General features: G+C 61.5%; 17 protein-coding genes. 4 read left to right on the forward strand and 13 right to left on the reverse strand.

Features of this window, described 5'->3' with window-relative positions:
* Nucleotides 1-175 precede the first annotated feature (175 nt).
* The 6 genes from ACP4QI_RS12800 to nasR form a co-directional block, all read right to left on the reverse strand.
* Nucleotides 176-2,686: a nitrate reductase gene (locus ACP4QI_RS12800; RefSeq protein ID WP_426495359.1), complete on the reverse strand. Its 2,511-nt coding sequence runs from the start codon at nucleotides 2,684-2,686 to the stop codon at nucleotides 176-178.
* Nucleotides 2,683-6,663 (reverse strand): nitrite reductase large subunit NirB, encoded by a 3,981-nt coding sequence (gene nirB, locus ACP4QI_RS12805; protein WP_426495358.1) that lies wholly within the window; start codon nucleotides 6,661-6,663, stop codon nucleotides 2,683-2,685. The genes ACP4QI_RS12800 and nirB overlap by 4 nt, the downstream gene beginning before the upstream one ends.
* Nucleotides 6,664-6,674: 11 nt before the next feature.
* Complete coding sequence (locus tag ACP4QI_RS12810; protein ID WP_225758598.1) at nucleotides 6,675-7,463, reverse strand: ABC transporter ATP-binding protein; 789 nt, start codon at nucleotides 7,461-7,463, stop codon at nucleotides 6,675-6,677.
* 9 nt (nucleotides 7,464-7,472) lie between these two features.
* Nucleotides 7,473-8,351 carry a nitrate ABC transporter permease gene (gene ntrB, locus ACP4QI_RS12815; RefSeq protein WP_142489849.1) on the reverse strand — a complete coding sequence of 293 codons (879 nt, stop codon included), beginning with the start codon at nucleotides 8,349-8,351 and terminating at the stop codon, nucleotides 7,473-7,475.
* A 1-nt stretch (nucleotide 8,352) separates the two neighbouring features.
* Nucleotides 8,353-9,600: a CmpA/NrtA family ABC transporter substrate-binding protein gene (locus ACP4QI_RS12820; protein ID WP_285128826.1), complete on the reverse strand. Its 1,248-nt coding sequence runs from the start codon at nucleotides 9,598-9,600 to the stop codon at nucleotides 8,353-8,355.
* A gap of 228 nt (nucleotides 9,601-9,828) precedes the next feature.
* On the reverse strand, nucleotides 9,829-10,983 hold the full coding sequence (gene nasR, locus ACP4QI_RS12825; protein ID WP_285128825.1) for a nitrate regulatory protein NasR: 1,155 nt from the start codon (nucleotides 10,981-10,983) through the stop codon (nucleotides 9,829-9,831).
* Between the two features lie 72 nt (nucleotides 10,984-11,055).
* On the opposite strand from nasR, the gene ychN reads away from it, so the two are divergent.
* From ychN to ACP4QI_RS12840, 3 genes are all read left to right on the forward strand, one after another.
* Nucleotides 11,056-11,409: a DsrE/F sulfur relay family protein YchN gene (gene ychN, locus ACP4QI_RS12830; RefSeq protein ID WP_285128824.1), complete on the forward strand. Its 354-nt coding sequence runs from the start codon at nucleotides 11,056-11,058 to the stop codon at nucleotides 11,407-11,409.
* A 107-nt stretch (nucleotides 11,410-11,516) separates the two neighbouring features.
* A complete protein-coding gene (locus ACP4QI_RS12835) occupies nucleotides 11,517-13,301 on the forward strand; it encodes a methyl-accepting chemotaxis protein (RefSeq protein ID WP_285128823.1) in 1,785 nt (594 codons plus the stop codon).
* A 211-nt stretch (nucleotides 13,302-13,512) separates the two neighbouring features.
* Nucleotides 13,513-13,755, forward strand: a complete 243-nt coding sequence (locus ACP4QI_RS12840; RefSeq protein ID WP_142489854.1) for a DUF1883 domain-containing protein — start codon at nucleotides 13,513-13,515, stop codon at nucleotides 13,753-13,755.
* Nucleotides 13,756-13,797: 42 nt separating this feature from the next.
* Here the strand turns inward: ACP4QI_RS12840 and ACP4QI_RS12845 are convergent, their stop codons facing one another.
* Together ACP4QI_RS12845 and chaB are read right to left on the reverse strand one after the other, a co-directional pair.
* A complete protein-coding gene (locus ACP4QI_RS12845; RefSeq protein ID WP_156263984.1) occupies nucleotides 13,798-14,493 on the reverse strand; it encodes a gamma-glutamylcyclotransferase in 696 nt (231 codons plus the stop codon).
* A 193-nt stretch (nucleotides 14,494-14,686) separates the two neighbouring features.
* The gene (gene chaB, locus ACP4QI_RS12850; protein WP_142489856.1) at nucleotides 14,687-14,917 is read right to left on the reverse strand and encodes a putative cation transport regulator ChaB; all 231 of its coding nucleotides are present in this window, start codon (nucleotides 14,915-14,917) and stop codon (nucleotides 14,687-14,689) included.
* Between the two features lie 268 nt (nucleotides 14,918-15,185).
* On the opposite strand from chaB, the gene chaA reads away from it, so the two are divergent.
* Nucleotides 15,186-16,286, forward strand: coding sequence for a sodium-potassium/proton antiporter ChaA (gene chaA, locus ACP4QI_RS12855; protein WP_142489857.1), 1,101 nt, complete (start codon nucleotides 15,186-15,188; stop codon nucleotides 16,284-16,286).
* A 113-nt stretch (nucleotides 16,287-16,399) separates the two neighbouring features.
* Here chaA and kdsA read toward each other — a convergent pair whose 3' ends face one another.
* The 5 genes from kdsA to prfA are packed head-to-tail and all read right to left on the reverse strand — an operon-like array spanning nucleotide 16,400 to nucleotide 20,404.
* The gene (gene kdsA / locus ACP4QI_RS12860) at nucleotides 16,400-17,254 is read right to left on the reverse strand and encodes a 3-deoxy-8-phosphooctulonate synthase (protein WP_142489858.1); all 855 of its coding nucleotides are present in this window, start codon (nucleotides 17,252-17,254) and stop codon (nucleotides 16,400-16,402) included.
* Nucleotides 17,255-17,289: 35 nt separating this feature from the next.
* A complete protein-coding gene (gene sirB1, locus ACP4QI_RS12865) occupies nucleotides 17,290-18,099 on the reverse strand; it encodes an invasion regulator SirB1 (protein WP_142489859.1) in 810 nt (269 codons plus the stop codon).
* Nucleotides 18,100-18,102: 3 nt separating this feature from the next.
* Nucleotides 18,103-18,495 (reverse strand): invasion regulator SirB2, encoded by a 393-nt coding sequence (sirB2, locus tag ACP4QI_RS12870; protein ID WP_142489860.1) that lies wholly within the window; start codon nucleotides 18,493-18,495, stop codon nucleotides 18,103-18,105.
* On the reverse strand, nucleotides 18,492-19,322 hold the full coding sequence (gene prmC, locus ACP4QI_RS12875; RefSeq protein ID WP_285128822.1) for a peptide chain release factor N(5)-glutamine methyltransferase: 831 nt from the start codon (nucleotides 19,320-19,322) through the stop codon (nucleotides 18,492-18,494). The genes sirB2 and prmC overlap by 4 nt, the downstream gene beginning before the upstream one ends.
* Nucleotides 19,322-20,404, reverse strand: a complete 1,083-nt coding sequence (prfA, locus tag ACP4QI_RS12880; protein WP_106993217.1) for a peptide chain release factor 1 — start codon at nucleotides 20,402-20,404, stop codon at nucleotides 19,322-19,324. The genes prmC and prfA overlap by 1 nt, the downstream gene beginning before the upstream one ends.
* Between the last annotated feature and the right edge of the window lies 1 nt (nucleotide 20,405).

Below are 20,405 nucleotides of genomic sequence, written 5' to 3' on the forward strand. Positions count from 1 at the left end.
CTTGCCGGGTGGCGCTGCGCTTACCCGGCCTACGGGACGTAGGCCTGATAAGCGTTAGCGCCATCAGGCGTTTACACCCGCACAGGACCCGTAGGCCTGATAAGCGTTAGCGCCATCAGGCATTTACACCCGCACAGGACCCGTAGGCCTGATAAGCGTTAGCGCCATCAGGCTTTTACACCCGCACAGAAAGCATCGCTTTCAGTTCCGGCACGCAGGAGCCGCAGTTGGTGCCGCAGCGCAGTTTTGCCCCCAGCGCCGCCGCGGAGTCGCATCCTTGCGCAATCGCCTCGCGGATCGCGTTTTCACCGATGCTGAAACAGCTGCAGATAATGCGCCCGGGATCAACGCGCTCGCCGGAATGCTGCCCGTTCAGCAGAGCGTGACGTTCGGCCAGCTGTACGGGCGCGATGCGAAACGCCTCTTCGATAAAGCTGTGCGCCAGCGCCGGCAACCCGGTGCCTTGCCAGAATCCCAGCATCAGTGTCCCGTCATGCCAGGCCAGCACGCTGCGGCGATCGCCGGTTTGCGCGATTTGCAGCTGCCAGCCCTGCCCGGTGCAGTAATGCATCAGCCATTCCAGCAGCGGTTTGTCCCCCGCCAGGGTCAGCCGTGTCACCCCGGCCGTCGCCTTGCGCCACCAGTGGACATGCACTGGCAGCGCAAGTTCCTCCCGGCTGTAAAGCTCCCCCTGCCAGGCGGGCTGCCACGGCATCAGCCGCACCGCGGTTTGCTTGCTCTCGGGCTGACCGGAATGGGGATCGCAGCGCCCCTCCACCAGCGCATTGACCTTGCCCTGGCGCGAAAAACAGCTGTTCCAGTGCATCGGGACGAACAGTTCCCCGGCGCGCTGCCCGTCACCGATCCGCGCCCGGGCCACCATCAGCCCGCGCGGGGCGCTGATGCGCGTCAGCTGTCCGTCCTGAACTCCCAGCCGGGCGGCATCCTGGGGGGAAATATCCACCGTCGGCTCGGCGCTGTGCTGCATCAGGCGCGGGACATAGCCGGTGCGGGTCATGGTATGCCACTGGTCGCGGAGTCGACCGCTGTTGAGCAGCAAGGGATAGAGCAGATTCGGCGCGGCGGCGTGCGGCTGTGGGGTGACCGGCACCCGCCGGGCGTGGGTTAACGCTTCCCGGTTAATCGGCCACTGCCAGGGGGTCAGTTGATCCCACTGCGTGCGGGTGAGCTGCGCCAGCGCCGCGAGGTTCAGCTGCCGCTCGCCCTGGTTTTCAAAGGCGGTCAGCGCGGCGTGTTCGGTAAAGATGGCGTGGGGATGATCCCAGGCAAAGGCCGCGCCGTAGCCCAGCTTTTCAGCGAGTCGGGCGATGATCCACCAGTCCGGTTTCGCCTCGCCGGGGGCGGGCAGAAAAGCGCGCTGGCGCGAGATGCGGCGTTCGGAGTTAGTCACCGTCCCCTCTTTCTCTCCCCAGCCGAGCGCCGGAAAGCGAATGTGGGCGAAGCGGCTGGTATCGGTGTCGCGCATCACTTCCGAGATCATCACCAACGGGCAGGCCGCCAGCGCCTGACAGACCGCATGGCTGTCCGGGAGCGACACTGCCGGGTTGGTGCCCATGATCCATACCGCCTTCACCTCGCCGCGGGCAATGGCGTCGAACAGCTCTACCGCCATCAGCCCTGGCGTCTGGGCCAGCCGCTCCGTCCCCCAGAAGCGCGCCACCCGGCTGAGATCGTCCGGCGTGAAGTTCATATGCGCCGCCAGCTGATTCGCCAGCCCGCCGACCTCGCGCCCGCCCATCGCATTGGGCTGACCGGTCAGCGAAAACGGCCCGCAGCCTTCGCGGCCTATTTTGCCGCTCGCCAGGTGGACATTGATAATGGCATTGCACTTGTCGCTGCCGCTGGTGGACTGGTTGATCCCCATGGTGTAGAGCGTCACCGCCCGCGGGGCGGCGATAAACCAGGCGTAAAAGGCAGCGACATGCTCGGGCGGCAGGCCGCAAAACGCCGCCACGCGTTCAGGCGGCCAGTCGCTGGCCTGCGCAGGGTCAATGGCGTTCAGCAGGCCGACAAACAGCCCGGCATCGCTCCCCGGCGTCAGGGCCAGATGCAGGTCGGCAATGTCGCAGGTCGCGGTGCGCCGGGGGTCGATCACCACCACCTTCAGCGCCGGATTATCAATTTTCGCCTGCACCAGGCGCTGATAGAGCACCGGATGGGTCCAGGCGGCGTTGGAGCCCACCAGCACCACCAGGTCGGTATGCTCAACGTCCTCGTAGCTGCACGGAACAATGTCCTCCCCGAAGGCGCGCTTGTAACCCACCACCGCCGAGGACATGCAGAGCCGGGAGTTGGTGTCGATATTGGCCGCCCCGATAAAGCCTTTCATCAGCTTGTTGGCGGCGTAGTAATCCTCGGTCAGCAGCTGGCCGGAGGCATAAAAGGCCACCGCCTGCGGCCCGTAGGTGTCGACGATCGCCTGGAGACGGCTACCCGCCGCCTCCAGCGCCTGCTCCCAGCTCACCGGCCGATCGTCCACCTCCGGATGCAGGAGTCGTCCCGCTAACCCGGTGGTCTCCCCGAGCGACGAACCTTTCACGCACAGCCGTCCAAAGTTGGCCGGATGGCTGTCGTCGCCGCGCACGCTCACCTCGCCGTTGTCGACGCGGGCGATTACGCCGCAGCCCACGCCGCAGTAAGGACAGGTCGTCTGGGTTTCACTCATGAGGCCTCCGCACGCATCACCAGCTCTTCGCTGCCTACCATGACCTGGTCGCCGTCAACCTTCACCGGCCAGGCGCGCACCGCCACTTCGCCGGTGTCGACCTGCCGCCCGTCGCGCAGGCGGATCCGCGTCTTAAACAGCGGGGAGATCACCACCGGCTCCCCCCCGGCATCGCCCAGAATACCGCGCGACAGCACGCTGACGCTGCCGCCCGGCTCCCTGTCCTCCAGGGCGTAGACCGACTTGCCGAAGCGGAACAGCGCAATGGGCTGCTCACCCAGACGGGCACCGATCCCGGCCTGCTCGGGGATCTCCTCCAGGGTACAGACCGCCTGCCAGCGCTTTGATGTCACCGGCGCAGCATCGAGGGTGCGGAACTGCGCCAGCCGACCCGGATCCTGCAGAGTGGTCTGCCATTCGCACTGGTACGTATCCACCACCCGCTGCATCTCCTGCTCCAGCTCGTCGGCAATGCCGAGGCTGTCATCGATGATCACCTCCCGCAGGTACTCCAGCCCGCCCTCGAGGTTATCCCGCCAGGTGCTGGTGCGCTGCAGGCGATCGGCGGTGCGGATGTAGAACATCAGGAAGCGATCGACGTAGCGCAGGAGGGTGACGTCATCGAGATCGCTGGCAAAAAGATCCGCGTGGCGCGGCTTCATCCCACCGTTGCCGCACAGATAGAGGTTCCAGCCCTTGTCGGTGGCGATCACCCCCACGTCCTTGCTCTGGGCTTCGGCGCACTCGCGGGTGCAGCCCGAGACGGCCATCTTGATTTTGTGCGGGGCGCGCAGCCCCTTGTAGCGGTTCTCCAGCGTCACCGCCAGGCCGGTGGAGTCCTGCACGCCGTAGCGGCACCAGGTGGAGCCGACGCAGGATTTCACGGTACGCAGGGATTTGCCGTAGGCGTGGCCGGTTTCAAACCCGGCGTCGATCAGCTGCTGCCAGATCTCCGGGAGCTGCTCCAGCCGGGCACCAAACAGGTCGATGCGCTGTCCGCCGGTGATTTTGCTGTACAGCTGGTAGCGTTTAGCGATCTGGCCGATGGCAATCAGCCCGTCGGCGGTCACCTCCCCGGCGGCCATCCTCGGCACAATCGAGTAAGTGCCGTCTTTCTGGATGTTGGCGAAGTAGCGGTCGTTGGTGTCCTGCAGCGGCAGATGGGCCGGTTTTAGCAGGTATTCGTTCCAGCAGGAGGCCAGCACCGAGCCCACCAGCGGCTTACAGATCTCGCACCCGTGGCCCTGGCCGTAGCGGCTGATGAGCTGGTCAAAAGTGTGGATGCGGTTGACGCGCACCAGGTGGTAGATCTCCTGGCGCGAGTACGCGAAGTGCTCGCAGATATCCTTCTTCACCTCCACGCCCTGGGCCGCCAGCTGGAACTCCATCACCTGCTTCACCAGCGCGCTGCACCCCCCGCAGCCGGTGGCCGCTTTGGTGCACTGTTTTACCGCCCCGATGTCGGTAGCACCGTTGCTCACCGCCTGGCAGATATCGCCCTTGCTGACGTTGTGGCAGGAGCAGATCTGCGCGCTCTCCGGCAGGGCCGCCACGCCAAGCGCTTTCGGGGCGCTGCCCGCCACCGCGGGCAGGATCAGGGTCTCGGGATCCTTCGGCAGGCGGATATCGTTGAGCATCATCTGCACCAGGGTGGCGTATTCGCTGGCATCCCCCACCAGCACCCCGCCGAGCAGGGTTTTGTTGTCGGCGCTGACCACGATCTTCTTGTAGATCTGCTGCGGGCCGTGGGTCCACTGGTAGCTCTGCGCTCCCGGCGTGCGGGCATGGGCATCGCCAAACGAGGCCACGTCCACCCCCAGCAGCTTGAGTTTGGTGCTCATATCCGCCCCGGTGAAGGCGTTCGCCTCCCCGGCCAGCGCGGCGCTCGCCACCCGCGCCATCTGATAGCCCGGGGCCACCAGGCCATAGATTTTCCCCTCCCAGAGGGCGCACTCCCCGATGGCGAAGATGTCCTCGTCAGAGGTGCGGCACTGGTTGTCGATATTGATCCCGCCGCGCTCCCCCAGCACCAGACCGCAGTCCCGGGCCAGCGCATCCTGCGGGCGGATCCCGGCAGAGAAGACCACCATGTCGGTGGCCAGCTCGCTGCCGTCGGCAAAGCGCAGCACCATCCCGTCGTCGGTTGGAGCAATCTCGGTGGTAGCTTTGCTGGTATGCACCCCCACACCGAGGGCTTCGATTTTGCGTCGCAGCATGGCGGCCCCGTCGTTATCCAGCTGCACCGCCATCAGGTTTGGTGCGAACTCCACCACGTGGGTCTCCAGCCCGAGCTGTTTCAGGGCATTGGCCGCCTCCAGCCCCAGCAGCCCGCCGCCAATCACTACCCCAGTGCGGGAGCCTTTGGCATGGGCAGCAATCTGGTCCAGATCGTCAAGGGTGCGGTAGACAAAGCAGCCCGGCAGGTCGCGTCCCGGTACCGGGGGTACAAACGGATAGGATCCGGTCGCCAGCACCAGTTTATCCCAGTGGGTTTCATGTCCACCTGCGGTGCGCACCACCCGGGCGTCGCGATCGATGGCGACAATCTGCTGGGACAGGCGCAGCTCGATGCCGTTATCGGCAAAGAAATCCCCGGCCACCATCGACAGCGAGTCGGCGCTGCGTCCGGCAAAGTATTCCGACAGATGGACGCGGTCATAGGCGGCATAGCGCTCTTCACCGAAGACCACAATCTGGTATTGCTGATGCAAACCGCGGTTCACGCAGTCTTCAAGAAAATGGTGGCCGACCATACCGTGCCCAACCACAATCAGAGTAGGTTTTGTCATCGCGTTTTGTCCTGCAACCTGCGGCTGCGTAGTGAATCGATCGAACAGCCAGTCCGCCTGGGCGGGTTCTGACGTAGCCAGTAAATCGGTGAGGGTGGCCGCGCTGCGACACTCTCCCATCAGCAGCACGCCTGCCAGCGTGCCGTTGCGAACCAGTAAGCGGCGGTAGTGGCGGGTCAGCGGATCCCAGCTGGTCCACACCGCATCATGTTGTTGCGCGGTCACCTCCCCGACGCTGAACAGCTCAACGCCGGTCACCTTCAGGCGCATGCCGTTTTGTATCGGGGTCAAGGGGGTGACGTTTTCCCCGGCCAGACGGGCGGCGAGGATCTCCGCCTGGGCCAGGCACGGGGCCACCAGCCCCCAGGTCTGGCCGTCAATTTCGCAGCACTCGCCGATGGCGCTGATGCCATCCAGGGCGGTGCGCATCTGGTCATCCACCAGAATGCCGCGCCCGCACGGCACGCCGCCTGCCTGCGCCAGGGCGATGTTGGGCGTCACGCCGGTCGCCAGCACCACCCGCGTGGCGGCCAGAGTGCGTCCGCTGCTGAGGGTGACGCTGTCGGCAGCAATCGCCGTCAGGCCGCCGTTAAGCTCGCAGCCGATGCCCCGCTCGCTCAGCGCCTGCTCCAGCAGCAGCCCGGCCTGCTGATCCAGCTGCTGCTCCATCAGCCAGGGGCCACGATGCACTAAAGTGACGTTGTCACCTCTCAGCCGTAACGCCGCAGCGGCTTCCACGCCGAGCACCCCGCCCCCCAACACCACCGCCGGGCCGGGGGTCGCCAGAATGGCGTTGACGTCATCGAGGGTGCGGAAGGTAAAGACGTGCGGCAGACCCACTCCGGGGATCGGCGGCACAAAGGGCTGGGATCCGGTGGCAAACACCAGCTCATCCCACCCCATCAGACGTTTATCGGTGCGCAACATCCGCGCCGCGCCCTCCACCGCCAGCACCCGCTCGCCGCAGAGCACCGTGACGCCGCGCGCACGATACCAGGCGTCATCGTGCAGCTGCGTGGCGGCAGCCTGTTTCTCGCCGCCGAGTACCGGGGAGAGCTGTATGCGGTTGTAGGCCAGTGCCTGCTCGTCACCGATGACCGTGATGACGAAGCGCCCGGGCGCGCGGTCGGTCAACGACTCAATCAGCCGCGTTGCCGCCATACCGTTACCAATGATGACCAGGCGCATAGTGGCGCTCCTCAGGCCGCTTTCGGCTGTTTTTCGTAGAGGAAATGGAGGATCTGCTGACGCATATGGTGATAGCGGCTCTCCTCCGCCAGCTGCACCCGATTACGCGGACGCGGCAGGTCAACGCGCAAAATCTCCCCCACCGTCGCCGCCGGGCCGTTGGTCATCATCAGGACCCGATCCGAGAGCAGCACCGCCTCGTCAACGTCGTGGGTGATCAACACGATGGTGGTGTTCAGCTCCTGCTGAATTTTCATCACCGAATCCTGCAGATGGGCGCGGGTCAGGGCGTCGAGGGCACCGAACGGCTCATCCATCAGCAGCACTTTCGGCTTCATCGCCAGCGCGCGGGCAATGCCGACCCGCTGCTTCATCCCGCCGGAGATCTCCCCCGGACGTTTGTGAATGGCGTGCCCCATCTGGACCCGATCGAGGTTGTGTTCGATCCACTCCCGGCGCTCGGCCTTGCTCATGCTGCGGCGAAACACCTGATCCACCGCCAGGGCCACGTTGTCGAAGCAGGTGAGCCAGGGCAGCAGGGAGTGGTTCTGGAACACCACCGCCCGCTCCGGGCCCGGCCCGGCGATCTCGCGGTTGTCGCAGATCAGCCCGCCTTCGGTGGGCAAGGTGATACCGGCGATCAGGTTCAGCAGCGTCGATTTACCGCAGCCGGAGTGGCCGATCAGGCTGACGGTCTCGCCCTCGTGAATATCAAAAGAGACGTTTTGCAGCGCCAGAAACTCGCCGCTGGCGGTGGAAAAACGCTGGCTGACGGCCTGGACCTGAATTAATGGTTTCATGTGCGCTCCTTATTTTTCCTGCCAGCTGAAACGACGGGCGATCAGCATCAGCCCCTGCTCCAGCAGCAAACCCACCACGCCGATAATGACGATGGCGATGAGAATGTTTTCGACGTTAAGGTTGTTCCACTCGTTCCAGATCCAGAAGCCGATCCCCAGTCCCCCGGTGAGCATCTCGGCGGCGACAATCACCAGCCAGGCGATGCCGATGGAGAGGCGGACCCCGGTCAGGACCGCAGGCAGCACGGCGGGAAACAGAATGCGGCGCATTACCGTCCACTCGGAGAGTTGCAGCACCCGCGCCACGTTGAGGTAATCCTCGGGAATGCGGCGCACCCCTTCGGCGGTGTTGATGACCATCGGCCAGATGGAGCAGATGAAAATGGTCCAGCTGGAGGCGGGCTCCGCCTTCTGGAACAGCAGCAGGCCAATCGGCAGCCAGGCCAGGGGGCTGACCGGGCGCAGCAGCGCGATCAGCGGGTTAAACATGCGCGCCAGAAAGGTAAAGCGGCCGATCATAAAGCCCAGCGGGATCCCCACCAGCGCCGCCAGGCCAAAGCCAATGGCGACGCGCTGCAGCGAGGCCAGCACGTTCCAGCCCACCCCCATGTCGTTCGGCCCGTCGCGGTAGAACGGGTCGGCAAACAGGGTGATGGCCGAATCCAGGGTGCTGAGCGGCGTCGGGAAGCCTTTGCTGTTGATGGCCGCCAGCTGCCAGGCGATGACCAGCAGCCCGAGGCCGAGCAGGGCCGGAATAAGGCGCTGCAGCAGGTCGTTGAACCGGCGGGCAAACGCAGGTGAGCGGCGGCGCACCTGCACCGGCGGCAGGGCAATCACTTCTCCGCTGACCGGCGCGGCGGGTGCCGCTTTGGTGTTAACTTTTTTCATATCAGGCCCCTGTACGGTGAATGGCGAAACGGTTGGCGTAACCCTGCGGATCGGTGCCGTTCCAGACGGTGCCGTCCATCAGGGTGCTGCTGCGCAGCGGTGACGATGGCGCGCGAATACCGCCCACCGCCGTGGCGGCATCCTGCCAGACGTCGGTGCGGTTGATGCGTTGAGCGATGGCGGCGTAGTCCGGGTCGGTTTTCAGCAACCCCCAGCGACGGAACTGGGTTAAGAACCACATCCCGTCGGAGTGCCACGGGTAGCTGACCGCCCCGTCCTCAAAAAAGCGGATCGGATGAGCGTCCTGCCAGCGTTGCCCCACCCCGTTGTCGTACTCACCCAGCATCCGGCCGGTGAGGTACTGCTCTTTGGTGTTGAGCCAGGCGCGACGGGCCAGCAGTCGGGCGGTCTCTTCTTTGTTCTGCGGCGAGGCATCGATCCAGCGCTGGGCCTCCAGCAATGCGCTGACCAGCGCCCGGGCGGTGTTGGGGTGGGCTTCAACCCACTCCCGGCGGGTGCCGAGGATCTTTTCCGGGTGTTCCGGCCAGATGGACTGGGAGGTGGCGGCGGTAAAGCCGATGCGATCGTTGATGGCGCGGGCGTTCCACGGCTCGCCGACGCAGAAGCCGACCATGTTGCCGATGCGCATGTTCATCACCATCTGCGGCGGCGGCACCACTACGGTGCGCACGTCGTCAAAGGGGTTAATGCCCGCGCTGGCCAGCCAGTAGTAGAGCCACATGGCGTGAGTGCCGGTGGGAAAGGTGTGGGCGAAGGTGTAACTGCCCGGCGCCTGTTGGCCGATCAGCTTCTTCAGCCCCTCGCCGTCACGCACGCCCTGCTGGGCCAGATCGCTCGACAGGGTGATCGCCTGTCCGTTCTGGTTGAGGGTCATCAGGTTAGCCATTGGCTTGGGCTTACCGGCGATGCCCAGCTCCAGGCCGTACAGCAGGCCATAGAGAATGTGCGCGGCATCCAGCTCTCCGGCCACCAGCTTGTCGCGCACCGCCGCCCAGCTGGCCTCTTTGGTGGGCACCAGGGTGAAGCCGTATTTTTTATCGAAGCCCTTATACGCCGCGATCGCCAGGGGCGCGCAGTCGGTGAGCGGGATGAAACCTACGCGCACCGTCTCGAGTTCCGGTTTATCGGAGCCTGCAGCCCATGCGCCCTGCATCACGCCCGGCAACATCAGCGCCCCGCCTGCCAGCGCGCTGGCCTGTAAAAAACGCCGCCTTGTCCATTCCACCATGCTCACTCCTGAAAAAAAGCCAAAAAAAAGCGCCCGGCAGTGCCGAAGCACTGCAGGACGCCTTTATCCTGAAGACCGTCGCACCGCCGTTGGCGCGTGGTCTCAAATTGTGATTTAACTAATGCAAAGGGGATGCCAGCTTTTAAGGCCCTGGTTTACGGGCCTTTTCCGCCATCCCGCAGCCAGAACGCACCTCAATCATGCACAGGTTGCCCGCCTGAGGTGCAGCTACTGCTGCCAGAGTGCCTTGACGGTGAGCAGCGCCCGGGCGATATCCACCATCCGCTGGTTCTTGTCCATCGCCATCTTGCGCAGCTGGCACCAGGCCTGCTCCTCGCTCATCTGCTGATGGGTCATCAGCACGCTTTTGGCTTTATCGATCACCTTGCGCTCCTCGAGAGTGTCGCGCATCGAGGCCAGCTGGCGGGAGAGTTGTTCGATCTCCCGCGCCTGCTGGCGCACCAGCGGCAGGAGCGGCTTTTGCGGATAAAGGGCCAGCGGCTCTTCGGAGGATGGCTCCTCCGGCAGGTCGTCGTCGGCCCGGCCAATCAGCGCCTCCACCGCCAGCATCAGATCGGCAATTTGCATCTCTTCCAGGGCGCGCAGGTGTTCGAGACGTTCGGTTTGCAGCGAGAACCAGTGCAGCGCCAGCACGCCTTTATCCGCTGCGGGCTGGCGGGTGCAGGCCAGGCGCCGCAGCTGTTCGGTTTCGGCTCCCGGCACGCTGAGGGTGAAATGGTCGTGCACGCTGGCGGGGGTCAGGGAGAGAAAGACCTCGAAGCAGGCCTGCTGCCCGTCGATGCGGTCCACCAGGGTCTGGCGCATCTCATCGCTGAAAAAGCCCTGGGTAAAGCCGATCGCCCCCAGCGCCCGCTCCTGGCCGACCAGCTCTTTACCCTGCATCAGGCTATAAAGTGCAACAAACCTGCCGGCGAGTTGCGGATCGTCAATGCTGTCGTTGAGCTGGGGTACGATACTGAGCAGGTTGCGCAAGGTGCGGCTGTAGCGCTCCATCGCCACGTCGGCGGGCAGCGTACAGGCGGTGATGACCTCGCGTAATGCGGGCAGCTGTTCCAGGCTCTGCAGGGCGTTCGCCACCCGCTCGCTAAGGGCGCCGCTGGCCATCAGCGGCGTGCCGAGCGCCTGGTGCAGCGCCTGGAGATGTTCGTCCACCAGCGCGCGGCTGGCTTTACATTCGAGGGCATACAGCGTGCCCCGGGAGCAGAGCCAGATGTTGGAAGCTCCGCGTTCGCACTGTAGCATGTGCGCAAGATGACTGATTCGGCTGACAAGCGTGCCCAGCTGCGCCAGTTTGCACAGCTGTTGTTTACGCATCAGCCTGGCGTGCTGAAACCATTCGGTGGCGCCGGTGATGTTCGTCATGCTTTCTCTCCCGGGTCAGTGTTTGACAGAGAGAAGCAATTTTCATGCCTTTTATACCTTTCAGGAGTCAAGATGCAGAAGATCGTGATTGTCGCCAACGGCGCGGCCTATGGCAGTGAATCCCTGTTTAACAGCCTGCGGCTGGCGATTGCCTTGCGCGAGCAGGAGAGCGGGCTGGATCTGCGCCTGTTTTTGATGTCCGACGCGGTGACCGCCGGGCTGCGCGGCCAGAAGCCTGCCGAGGGCTATAACATTCAGCAGATGCTGGAGATCCTCACCGCACAAAACGTGCCGGTGAAGCTGTGCAAGACCTGCACCGACGGCCGCGGTATCAGCGCCCTGCCGCTGATTGAGGGGGTGGAAATCGGCACTCTGGTGGAGCTGGCGCAGTGGACACTATCCGCAGATAAACTATTAACTTTCTAATAATGATTTAACTAAAATATTTTTTTCTTATGAGCGCGGTTCCAGCATCAAGTTTGCCTGCCCGATGCCGATAGGCTTCTTACAACAACACAGCAGGTATTACATTTATGTTCAGGTCAATTCGCGCTCGTATTATTGCGGCGACGGTCGGATGTCTGATCGCCGCGCTCCTTCTGAACACCGTGATTAATTTCCAGGTCACGCGTCAGGACAATCAACAGTCGCAACGCGACATGCTGGCCAGCACCAGCGCCAGCCACAGCCTGGCGATTGGTGACTGGGTCAACAGCAAAACCGCGGTAATCAACTCCCTGCAGAACGTCGCCCTGAGCGACGATCCGGTACCGATGTTCAAACAGCTGGCGCAGGCGGGCGGGTTTATCAACGTCTATGTAGGTTATGCCAGCAAAACCGCGAAGTTCTCCAATCCTGACGGCGTACCTGCCGACTACGATCCCACCATACGTCCCTGGTATCAGCAGGCGGTGAAAGAAGATCGTGCCATCGTCACCGCGCCTTATGTCGATACCGGCACCAAAAAGCTGGTGGTCACCTTTGCCGTGCCGGTGAAAGAGAACGGCGAGCTGAAAGGGGTGCTGGCGGGTGACGTAGCGATGGACAGCGTGATCGCCAACGTGCGCGGTATTCGTCCGACCCCGGCCAGCAGCGGGCTGTTGATTGACAGCGACGGGACGGTGATCGCCGCCAACGACCCTGCCCTGACCCTGAAAGCCTTTACCGATGTCATCAGCGGCGTCGATCTGAATGTCCTCAAGAGCGGTAAGAGCGCCGAAGGCCAGTTCAACGACGCGACCAAAACCTTTGCCGCCACCCCGATTGCCGGCACCCAGTGGCAGCTGATTGTCGCCCTCGACAGCAATGATGCCACCTCCGGGATGCGCACCCTGCTGAAGGCCTCCTCCCTGTCGCTGGTGATCCTGGTGCTGCTCAGCGCCGTCGTGGTTCACTTCGTGATCGCCCGTCTGCTTAAACGCCTGTCGGATATTCGCGATGCGATGCACGCCATCGCCAACGGCACCAACGATCTCTCTCAGCGTCTGCCGGAGAAAGGCGAGGATGAGGTGGCACAGATCGCCCATGCCTTTAACGCCTTCAGCGACAAACTTTCGGTGGTAATGGTACAGCTGCGCGACGCCAGCGCCTCGGTGAAAAACGCCGCCCAGGAGATCGCCGCCGGTAACCAGGATCTCTCTGGCCGCACCGAGCGGGCCGCCTCCAGCCTGCGCGAAACCGCCAGCGCCGTGGAGCAGATCACTGCCTCCGTCGCCCAGTCGACCGAATCGGCCGCCATCGCCAACGAGCAGGCGGGCAAAGCCTCAGAGGCAGCAACCCGCGGCGGCAGCGTCGTCTCCCAGGCGATCACCACCATGCAGTCCATCGAAGCCGCCTCGACTAAAATTGGCGATATCACCAGCGTGATCGACGGTATCGCCTTCCAGACCAATATCCTGGCATTGAATGCCTCGGTTGAAGCCGCGCGTGCAGGTGAACAGGGTCGTGGTTTTGCGGTGGTGGCAGGTGAAGTGCGTAATCTCGCCAGCCGCAGCGCCCAGGCGGCAAAAGAGATCAAAAGCCTGATCGACTCCACCACCGACAGCGTGGCGACCGGTTCACGCTATGTGCATCTGGCGGGACAGAGCATGGATGAGATCGTCACCAGCATCGGCAGTATGTCGGGGATCATGCGGGAGATCACCGTCGCTACCAGCGAGCAGATGAAAGGCATTCAGGAGATCAACCGGGCGGTGACGCATCTGGACAGCATGGTGCAGCAGAACGCCGAACTGGTGGTGCAGTCGGCCGCCGCGGCAAGCGCCCTGCAGGGTCAGGCAGGCGAGCTGGCTGAAACCGCCGGACATTTCCGCATTTAATGTTAATCCGCTGCCTGAAAGCGGTGTAAAGCGGTGTCCGCTGAAAGCTTTCAGGCATATTGTCATTTTTGTTTAAGGGTTATGCCATTTTTTGATCAAAATCAGCACCCCCGACCTTCCCCTTTGGTGTTATGCCATGAGTGAATTGTGAACAACATCACGCTCAGGATTGGCCGCAAGGAGAGCGTTGTTTTGAGATACGGGGTAAAAAATGGCACTGGTAAAAGCAAGTCTGAAGTTGTTTGGCGGGGATACGGTGGTGGTGCGCTGCTCGGAGCGCTGTCATATTCATCTGATGAGTAACAAAGCAGCACGTAAAACGCAGGCGGATATTCTGAGCGTGCAGAACAGGGACAGCGCCTGGCTCACGGTGCCCTACACCGGCACCTGGGAGGTGCTCATCGACAGCCACAGCCAGTCGCTTGAGCACTCCATCAGCTACGTCGCCGCCTGATGAGCAATCGCCCGGTACGCTGCAAAGCCACCGGGCGTTTTTTCAGGCGAAGCTCGCATTCAGCGGGTTATCGGGCTGGGCGCCATCAAGCAAGGCCCGCACGCGCGACACCAGCTCATTCAGACAGTCATCCCGCATGCCCAGCCGCGTCAGCTCCTGATCGAGCGAGAACAGGTACTGCGCGTTAGTGCCGAGCGGGCCGCTGGCCGCCGCAATCAGCGGGGCAATCACCTGCGCCCGGGTATCGGCTTCAAACAGCGGATGGCGCGGATCCATAATGAACACCAGCGCATTGACGGTGCGTCCGTCATCGAGTTCCAGCTTGCACCAGCTCGGCATATAGCAGCCGGTGATCATCTCGCGCTTCCACAGCAGGGCCAGCTCCTCTTCCAGCGTGGTATCCGGCAGGCGATAGGCCACCCCGGTGGTGCGTCCGCCCTCTTTCAGTGCAAGCATGCGCCCCGGCTGGCAGGCGCTACCGCGACCGGCGGTCAGGCGCAGACAGAAGGCGCGGTGCCAGCCCGGCAGGGTTCCGGTTGCCGATTCGACAAACTCCAGCGCCGGGTTCCACATCAGCGAGCCGTAGCCGAAGAGCCACACCGGACCGTTGTCGGGACGGCAGGCAAGCGTTGCTGCCAGCGATGCCGCCCGTTGTTCGGCTGACCACAGAAGCGATTCTTCAATCGCACCAAAGGCCGTTTTACAGTCGGCCTTCATAAGAAAATCACGCGTTAACATAGTGCACCTCCGCCACTGCCTGCTTCCCTGCCCACACTTTTATGAACCTTCCAGGTCTTTTTACTGCTCAATTAGAAAGCAGTACCGTGACGATATGCAATAATTTTGCCGGGTGCAACAGATGGACAGCGCAACCGCCTTAAAAGTCAAAGCGCAGGGTGCAAACTATTAAGCACAGGCAATCAGGCAGGCGCTATTTCTTCTTGTGCCACTTGTCATCATCGCCCTTCTCATAGTCATTCTTCACTGCCGCCCAGGCCACGCGGTGCGCGGTCTCCTCCCGACTGGCATCGCCCCGGCGGTCCTCTTCATCCTTGTATTGATCCCAGGCGCTGTTGAAAGCTTCTTTATAAATATCCTGCGCGTGGGCCGGCAGCACGTGCTGAACATTGTCCGGTAAATCAGTTTTCGATTTGTATGGCATATCAACCCCCTATTTTTAATCAATTAATAAGTGTGGTAGACAATGCCGGAGGCTTCCAGTCAAATTAATAATCGGATAATGATTTTATTTAATTTACTGTTATTAAGGATATATTTAACGGAAATATCTTATTATGTCGTTTTCGACTTAAAATCACCTCGAACCGTAAAATTAAGTAAAATATAATCAGTAACCTGCGGCAATCTGTTAATTTAACGTCCTCTTTTTCTATCTATAATGACAAGCACCTGCAACTCTGGAGAACTACATGACAACCGCACACGAGACGGTGAAAACCCGTCATAAGGAGACCTCTCTCATTTTCCCGGTGCTGGCACTGGCCGTGCTGCTCTTCTGGGGAAGTAGTCAGTCACTGCCAGTGGTTATCGGGATTAATGTCCTGGCACTTGTTGGTATTCTCAGTAGCGCCTTCAGCGTTGTTCGCCATGCCGACGTGCTGGCCCACCGTCTGGGAGAGCCCTACGGCTCGCTGATTTTAAGTCTTTCCGTCGTTATTCTCGAAGTGAGCCTCATTTCCGCACTGATGGCGACCGGTGATGCGGCTCCCACCCTGATGCGTGATACGCTCTACTCCATCATTATGATTGTGACCGGAGGGCTGGTCGGCTTCTCACTGCTGCTGGGCGGACGCAAATTCGCCACCCAGTACATGAATCTGTTTGGTATTAAGCAGTATCTGATCGCCCTCTTCCCGCTGGCGATTATCGTGCTGGTGTTCCCGATGGCGCTGCCGGGCGCTAACTTCACTACCGGCCAGGCCCTGCTGGTGGCGCTGATTTCTGCGGCGATGTACGGCGTTTTCCTTCTCATTCAGACCAAAACGCACCAGAGCCTGTTCGTCTATGAGCACGAAGACGAGAGCGACGACGACGATCCGCACCACGGCAAGCCGTCCGCACACAGCAGCCTGTGGCATACCGTCTGGCTGATCGTGCATCTGATTGCGGTTATCGCGGTCACCAAGATGAATGCGAACCCGCTGGAAACGCTGTTGACCGAGCTGAACGCGCCGGTAGCCTTTACCGGCTTCCTGGTGGCGCTGTTAATCCTCTCCCCGGAAGGGCTGGGAGCGCTGCGTGCGGTGCTGAACAATCAGGTGCAGCGCGCGATGAACCTGTTCTTTGGGTCGGTACTGGCGACCATCTCCCTGACGGTTCCGGTGGTGACGCTGATTGCCTTCATCACCGGCAATGACCTGGTGTTTAGCCTGGGGGCACCGGAGATGATTGTGATGGTGGCGTCGCTGTTGCTGTGCCAGATTTCGTTTTCAACCGGGCGCACCAATGTGCTCAACGGCGCGGCGCATATGGCGTTGTTTGCAGCCTATCTGATGACGATATTTGCGTGATGCGGTAATGCCGGGTGGCGGCTACGCCTTACCCGGCCTACAACTGAACCCGTAGGCCCGCGCAAGCGCAGCGCCGCTGGGCATAAAAAAACCCGCCGAAGCGGGTTTTTTTATTAGTTGCTGGTATCCAGCTCTTCAAAGTTCTTAACCAGGTCGTCAATCGCTTTGATCTGTTTCAGGAACGGCTCCAGCTTATCCAGCGGCAGTGCGGATGGGCCGTCGCATTTCGCGTTGGCTGGATCCGGGTGCGCTTCGATAAACAGACCCGCCAGACCGGTTGCCATACCGGCGCGCGCCAGTTCGGTCACCTGTGCACGACGGCCACCGGAGGCGGCGCCAAACGGGTCGCGGCACTGCAGAGCGTGGGTTACGTCGAAGATCACCGGCGACTGGTTAGAGACGTTCTTCATCACGCTGAAGCCCAGCATGTCGACCACCAGGTTGTCATAACCGAAGTTAGCGCCACGGTCGCACAGGATCACCTGATCGTTACCGCCTTCGATAAACTTGTCGACGATGTTCCCCATCTGGCCAGGGCTTACAAACTGCGGTTTTTTCACGTTGATGACCGCGCCGGTTTTCGCCATCGCTTCAACCAGGTCGGTCTGACGGGCGAGGAACGCCGGCAGCTGGATCACGTCAACAACGTCAGCCACAGGCTGCGCCTGGCTGGCTTCATGCACGTCGGTGATCACTTTCACGCCAAAAGTCTGCTTCAGCTCCTGGAAAATCTTCATCCCCTCTTCCAGGCCGGGGCCACGGTAAGAGTGAATAGAGGAGCGGTTGGCTTTGTCAAAAGAGGCTTTGAACACATACGGGATACCCAGCTTCTGGGTCACGGTCACGTAATGTTCGCAGATACGCATCGCGAGATCGCGGGATTCCAGAACGTTCATGCCGCCGAACAGCACGAACGGCAGGTCGTTCGCCACGTTGATATCGCCAATGCTAACCACTTTTTGTTTCATAGGATCGCCTTATTCAGGGTGAATCGGAGTTAAGATTAATGCAGTGTAATCTGTTTATGCGCGATGGAATTAATCTGCGCGCGGATCATCTCGCTGATCGGATCTTCCGGGCACTGCTCAACGAAATAACTCAAATCCGTCAGCGCGACGTGGTCGCACTCGAGCTGGACGTAGATCAGACCGCGATCGCGGATCTCATACGGGTCTTCCGGGTTAAACTGCAACAGCACCTCGCTGGCACGCAGCGCCAGCTCCATCTGCCGCTCTTCCATCAGCGCCGATTTTAAGGTGTCCAGCAGCTTGCGCACCACTTCAGCGTTATCCGCTTCGTCCAGATCTTCGTTGTACAGTTCGGCCATCGGGCTGATATTGCCCTTCAGCCAGACGTCCAGCGTGTGATCGTCAAGGGTGTCGCCGTTGAACGGGTTAATTAACCACATTTCACCGTCCAGCCACTCGGCGCGCAGCAGCATCTGCGTCGGGAAGATGACCGGCACCAGCGGGATATCCAGGCGGTGCGCCACCCATAATAAAATGGCCCCCAGGGAGACAGCGCTACCCTGACGGTTTTTCAGTACCTGATCGAGCCACAGCGCATCGGAGAGGCGATACACGCCACGCGTGTCGCTAAAGCCCCATTCGCCGTAGAACAGCTCAATCAGTTTCTCCAGTTGCCAGTCCTGCGGGCGCGCCTGACTTATCTCTTCACGCGCCAGACTCACCAGATTCTCCAGCTCGTCGTAGACGTATTGTGAAATGAAATCATCACGGATCATCTCTGATACTTTGATCATTCCATCGCACAACGGCACTTTGTTAAATTCGAAATCGGCCAAGGACTCCATGACTTACCCCAGTAACGGTATTCTTGTGGTGGCGAGTTTAATGATGATGTACAGCACCACCAGCCCCAGCAGAAAGGCGATAAACCCCACCTGCTGGCTGCGCGGACGATGACGTCCCAGCGCAATAAAACCCAAAACGATGTAGATGATAACGCCAAACAGCTTCTCAGTCAGCCATGCGCCGTCATCGGTGAACGGCAGATAGCCAGTCACCCACATCAGCCCCGCGCCCGACACAAAGAGTACGGTGTCGATGCAGTGCGGCAGCACCCGCACCCAGCGGGCGTTAATCAGCTGATTATTGCTGTAACGCCACCAGTAACGCAGCGCGAAAAAGCTGATGGTCAGGGTGACGGCGGTCAGATGCAGGGCGATCAGCACGGAGAAGCTATTCATGGCAGCTTGCCCACGGTCAGACGCTCATTGCTGCCATAATCGCGACAGGTTTCGACGCGTTCAAAACCGGCCTGCAGGAAGAGTGCCCGCACCGCTTCGCCCTGCGTCCAGCCGTGTTCCAGCAGAAGCCAGCCGCCGCTCACCAGATGCTGACGGGACTGAGTAATGATATGGCTGAGATCGGCCAGGCCATGATCGGCAGCGACCAGCGCGCTGCGCGGCTCGAAGCGCACATCGCCTTCAGCGAGATGCGGATCGGCTTCATCGATGTAGGGCGGGTTGCTGACGATGGTCTCAAACTGCCGATCGTCGAGCGCGGTGAACCAGCTGCTGTGCAGCACCGTGACGTTTGGCAGCGCCAGACGCGCAAGATTACGCTGTGCCAGCGCCACCGCATCGGGCATGACATCCACGGCGGTGACCTGACAATCCGGGCGCTCACTGGCCAGCGCCAGAGCGATGGCCCCGGTGCCGGTGCCTAAATCCAGAATGCGCGCGGGCGTGGCGGGCAGTCTCGCCAGTGCCTGCTCCACCAGACACTCGGTGTCGGGACGGGGGATAAGGGTCGCCGCGGAGACATACAGCGGCAGCGACCAGAACTCACGCTCACCCACCAGGTGGGCCACCGGCTCGCCGGCCTTGCGGCGGGCCAGGAGGTCGTCAAGCTGAGCCTGCTGATCGGCATTAAGCTGCGTTTCGCCAAAGGCGAGAATATACGTGCGTGCTTTGCCCGTCACATGCTCCAGCAGGATCTCCGCATCGCGACGGGGGCTCTCACCGCCCGCCAGCCCGCTAATCGCCTGCTGTAGCCAGTGCTGGAAATCCATTAATCCTGCTCTGCCAGCGCCGCCAGCTGATCGGCCTGGTACTCCTGCACGATAGGTTCGATCAGGGAATCCAGCTTGCCTTCCATGGTCTCATCCAGACGGTAGAGGGTCAGGTTGATGCGGTGATCGGTCACGCGGCCCTGCGGGAAGTTGTAGGTACGGTTGCGATCGCTGCGATCGCCGCTGCCCAGCAGGTTGCGACGGGTAGAGGCTTCGGCCTGCTGGCGTTTTGCCATCTCTGCCGCATGAATACGCGCCCCCAGCACCGACAGCGCTTTGGCTTTGTTTTTGTGCTGGGAACGCTCGTCCTGGCACTCAACCACAATGCCGGTTGGCAGGTGGGTAATACGGATCGCGGAATCGGTGGTGTTAACGTGCTGACCGCCGGCTCCGGAGGAGCGGAAGGTGTCGATACGCAGATCCGCCGGGTTGATGTCCGGCAGTTCGGCTTCCGGCAGCTCAGGCATCACCGCCACGGTGCAGGCGGAGGTGTGGATACGCCCCTGTGATTCGGTGGCCGGTACGCGCTGCACGCGGTGACCGCCGGATTCAAACTTCAGGCGACCGTATACGCCGTCACCGCTGATTTTAGCGATGACCTCTTTATAGCCGCCATGTTCGCCTTCGTTGGCGCTCATGATCTCCACGCGCCAGCGGCGGGATTCGGCATAGCGGCTGTACATGCGGAACAGATCCCCGGCAAACAGGGCCGCTTCATCCCCGCCGGTTCCGGCGCGGACTTCTACAAAGGCGTTGCGTTCATCGTCCGGATCTTTCGGCAGCAGCAGCACCTGCAGCTGTTGCTCCATCTCTTCCGCGCGGACTTTGGCGTCCTGCAACTCTTCCTGCGCCATCTCGCGCATTTCCGGATCGTCGAGCATCATCTGCGCGGTTTCGATATCTTCCTGAACCTGTTGCCAGTCGGTAAAGCATTTTGAAACATCGCTTAATTGCGCGTATTCACGCGACAGGGCGCGAAAACGTTCCTGGTCGGCAATGGTTGCGGCATCGCCAAGCAGCGCCTGAACTTCTTCATGGCGCTCGTGCAATGCTTCCAGTTTGGCGACGATAGAGGGCTTCATA

The organism is Leclercia sp. TB492 (assembly GCF_049974505.2).
Taxonomy (GTDB): domain Bacteria; phylum Pseudomonadota; class Gammaproteobacteria; order Enterobacterales; family Enterobacteriaceae; genus Enterobacter; species Enterobacter adecarboxylatus_C.

Bases quoted from the DNA above. Each gene is read 5' to 3' on its own strand.
- nasR (WP_285128825.1), bottom strand. From the start codon at position 10,983: ATGACGAACATCACCGGCGCCACCGAATGGTTTCAGCACGCCAGGCTG.
- chaA (WP_142489857.1), top strand. From the start codon at position 15,186: ATGACAACCGCACACGAGACGGTGAAAACCCGTCATAAGGAGACCTCT.
- prmC (WP_285128822.1), bottom strand. From the start codon at position 19,322: ATGGATTTCCAGCACTGGCTACAGCAGGCGATTAGCGGGCTGGCGGGC.
- kdsA (WP_142489858.1), bottom strand. From the start codon at position 17,254: ATGAAACAAAAAGTGGTTAGCATTGGCGATATCAACGTGGCGAACGAC.
- ychN (WP_285128824.1), top strand. From the start codon at position 11,056: ATGCAGAAGATCGTGATTGTCGCCAACGGCGCGGCCTATGGCAGTGAA.
- ACP4QI_RS12840 (WP_142489854.1), top strand. From the start codon at position 13,513: ATGGCACTGGTAAAAGCAAGTCTGAAGTTGTTTGGCGGGGATACGGTG.
- prfA (WP_106993217.1), bottom strand. From the start codon at position 20,404: ATGAAGCCCTCTATCGTCGCCAAACTGGAAGCATTGCACGAGCGCCAT.
- nirB (WP_426495358.1), bottom strand. From the start codon at position 6,663: ATGCGCCTGGTCATCATTGGTAACGGTATGGCGGCAACGCGGCTGATT.
- chaB (WP_142489856.1), bottom strand. From the start codon at position 14,917: ATGCCATACAAATCGAAAACTGATTTACCGGACAATGTTCAGCACGTG.
- ACP4QI_RS12800 (WP_426495359.1), bottom strand. From the start codon at position 2,686: ATGAGTGAAACCCAGACGACCTGTCCTTACTGCGGCGTGGGCTGCGGC.
- sirB2 (WP_142489860.1), bottom strand. From the start codon at position 18,495: ATGAATAGCTTCTCCGTGCTGATCGCCCTGCATCTGACCGCCGTCACC.
- sirB1 (WP_142489859.1), bottom strand. From the start codon at position 18,099: ATGGAGTCCTTGGCCGATTTCGAATTTAACAAAGTGCCGTTGTGCGAT.
- ACP4QI_RS12810 (WP_225758598.1), bottom strand. From the start codon at position 7,463: ATGAAACCATTAATTCAGGTCCAGGCCGTCAGCCAGCGTTTTTCCACC.
- ntrB (WP_142489849.1), bottom strand. From the start codon at position 8,351: ATGAAAAAAGTTAACACCAAAGCGGCACCCGCCGCGCCGGTCAGCGGA.
- ACP4QI_RS12820 (WP_285128826.1), bottom strand. From the start codon at position 9,600: ATGGTGGAATGGACAAGGCGGCGTTTTTTACAGGCCAGCGCGCTGGCA.
- ACP4QI_RS12845 (WP_156263984.1), bottom strand. From the start codon at position 14,493: ATGTTAACGCGTGATTTTCTTATGAAGGCCGACTGTAAAACGGCCTTT.
- ACP4QI_RS12835 (WP_285128823.1), top strand. From the start codon at position 11,517: ATGTTCAGGTCAATTCGCGCTCGTATTATTGCGGCGACGGTCGGATGT.